General features: G+C 35.8%; 1 protein-coding gene. It reads right to left on the bottom strand.

The genetic code is table 11. From position 1 onward, the window contains the following. A partial coding sequence (locus N456_RS08840) for a non-ribosomal peptide synthetase (protein ID WP_148639263.1) occupies window positions 1-3,274 on the bottom strand: 3,274 nt, incomplete at both ends.

The raw sequence follows: 3,274 nt of genomic DNA, 5'->3' as shown, positions 1-3,274 counted from the left end.
GCTTCTTCACCCAACGATAAAGCCCTATACAACTCTACAAACTCTGAAATTAAAATACCCTCGGACCATCCATCACTAGAAATATGATGGAAAACAAAAGCTAAAATATAATCATCCTCACCTAAATCATATAAACATGCTCGGAACATGTAATCTCTCGATAAATCAAATGGATTTTCTAAAAAAGAAGTTATCCTAGTTTCTATATCTACTTCTAAATCTAATGATTCCCTACCTAAACTCCAATTATCTGATGAAAGTGTTTTCTGATACCCAATACCTTCTTCTGAATAAATCACAGTACGCAATACCTCATGACGATCAACTATACCTCGTAAAGAAGCTTCTAAAATAGAAAAATCCAAATTACCCTCTAAGCGTAAGGCTGCTGGCATATGGTAATCTACACTCCCTTGTAACTGATCCAAAAACCATAAACGTTCCTGGCTAAACGATAACGGAATCTTTGATGGTCGTTCCTCACTAACAATAACAGGCAATACAACTCCCTTTGATTGACTCGATAAATAAACCCCTAAATCATAGAGCCTCGTATGTATAAACAAATCCCGAATACTAATCTCAATCTTCATATCACGACGAATCATAGAAACTACTCGAGTCGCCAATAACGAATGACCACCCAATTCAAAGAAATCATCATATAAACCAACACGATCTATACCTAATAATTCCTCCCAAATAGCAACTAATTGTTTCTCTATAACACTACTTGCCGATACATAAATACTAGCACGAGAATCACTACTTGCCCAATACTCTGAAACATACAACGATAACAATGCCTTACCATCTACCTTATCACTCAAGTTCAATGGAAATTCCTCTACTATACAATACTGTGAAGGGTGCATATAAGATGGCAATTCTGACTTGCTAAGAGAATGGAAAAACTCTGTAATAGGAACCTCTGAAGAATATAAAAGACCCTCACTACTTAAAATAATAAAACATAAAATTAAATCATCCCCTTGATCTGATTGATGTACCAAAACATGACAATCCTCTACATTTACATCGGAGCGTAAAACACTTGCGATATCCTCTAACTCTACTCGATGACCTCGAATCTTTACCTGATGATCTTCTCTTCCTAAAAATTCTATATCCCCATATGGTAACCAACGAGCCAAATCTCCCGTCTTGTATAAAACAGAACCTAATAAATCCGTAAACGGATTATCTACAAAACTCAAAGCTGTACGTTCTGGTAATCCTAAATAGCCCGCTCCTACTCCTACTCCACTAACACATAACTCGCCACTAACACCGATAGGACATAAATTACCAAAACTATCTAAAATAGCAACATTCATATTAGGAATAACACGACCAATAGGAACTCGTAACTGATCCGATGGTAAAGATTCAACAATCTCATACTGAATAACATCATCTGAGGCCTCACATGGACCATAAGCATTTAATAACCTGATAGATGGATATAATTCTCGTAAACTGTTAACCAAATCTACAGGGATAGACTCTCCTACCAACATAATCCATTGAAGACTATCTAAACTAATTCTATCATTACTCTCCTGTATATAAGATAATAGACCCCACATATACGTAGGTACAAATTCTACAATGCTAACTTCACTACTCTCTATCCTATCTAATAAAACTCCGTACTCTAATAATTCATACTTATCCACAATAACACTAACTCCACCTTTTAATAATGGACCTAGTAACTGCCAAACAGAAATATCAGAGCCTATTCCTGCACTCTGTAAAAATCGAAAACCATCTGGTAAATCCAACAACTTGTACTCCGCTAATAAATGATTCATAGCACCATTATGACGCGTAATAGCTCCCTTTGGCTCTCCTGTAGAGCCTGAAGTGTATAAAACATATGCCCAACTATCCATCAAATTTGTATTCGGTGGATTACTAGTCTTTTGACTACTTATAGAAAACTTATTATAAATCGATAATCCTAAACCTTCATAACGGTCTAACAAAGCGTCTGACTCCTCATCTATAATCACTACTAAAGTATTAGTGATCATACCTAATTCCTCTAACAAACAAGAGGTAGTGATCAAAACTGAAAAAGTGCCTTTAGATAACATTTTCTCTATACGGGATGAAGGGTTTTGTGTATCTAAAGGAGTATAAACTCCTCCTGATTTGATAATACCTAACATACAGCCTACAAATTCTACACTACGCTCTAAATAAACACCTACACATTGCTCTTCTAAAACTCCTAAATCTAATAGCAAATGAGCAATCTGATTCGAATAACTATTCAACTCTTCATAATTCCAAGATACTTCTTTATGAATCAAAGCAACAGCATCGCCGTAACGAGAAACAATATCCTCAAAATGAACATTAATAGGAAGACTATTCCCTAAATCAATAGAGCCAGGATTGAAATAAGATCCATCCGAACTAGCAACCCTACCTAATAATATATCTTCTTCTGATATCGGTAAAATATCTAAAGAACCTATAACAGTAGATGGATCACAAACAATACTTGCCAATAACGTCTGGTAATGAACTAACATCCGTTCGATCCTACTCCGATCAAACAATGCCGTACAATATTCCATATCTAAATGAAGAATACCATCTGAATAGTCTACTGTTAAACTTAAATCAAATTGTGACGTACTACCTTCATAAACATAAGGTGATAATACCAAACCATCCAAAGCAACTGATCCTTCTTCAGGTGTGTTCTGCAAATCAAACATCACCTGAAACAAAGGCGTAATACTCATATCGCGTGCCTTTACAACTCGATCTACAACCTTCTCAAAAGGAGATAACTGATGATCATAACCGCCTAAGGTCGTCTCCTTTACTCGATCTAAAATAACTCTAAAACTTGGATTACCACTTAAATCACTACGTAAGGCCAACGTGTTGACAAAAAAACCAATCATACCTTCAATATCTGATTGTGTACGATTCGCTATAGAAGTACCAACACAAATATCTCCTTGACCACTATATCGTGATAACAAAACCTTAAAGCCTGATAGCAATAACATAAATAACGTAACCCCTTCTTGCTTACTCAAAGAAACCAAAGCACTACTCAGTTCTTTATCTAATCTAAGACCTACATTAGATCCTGATGTACTCTGAATAGAAGGACGAGCATAGTCCATCGGTAAAGACAAAGAAGAAACTCCGCTTAATTGATCTTCCCAATACAATAACTCTCCCTCTAAAACAATACCTTCTACATACGAACGCTGCCATAATGCATAATCCGAATATTGTAATG

The organism is Aquimarina longa SW024 (assembly GCF_001401755.1).
GTDB lineage: Bacteria > Bacteroidota > Bacteroidia > Flavobacteriales > Flavobacteriaceae > Aquimarina > Aquimarina longa.
This window is presented reverse-complemented; position numbering and strand designations above follow the sequence as displayed.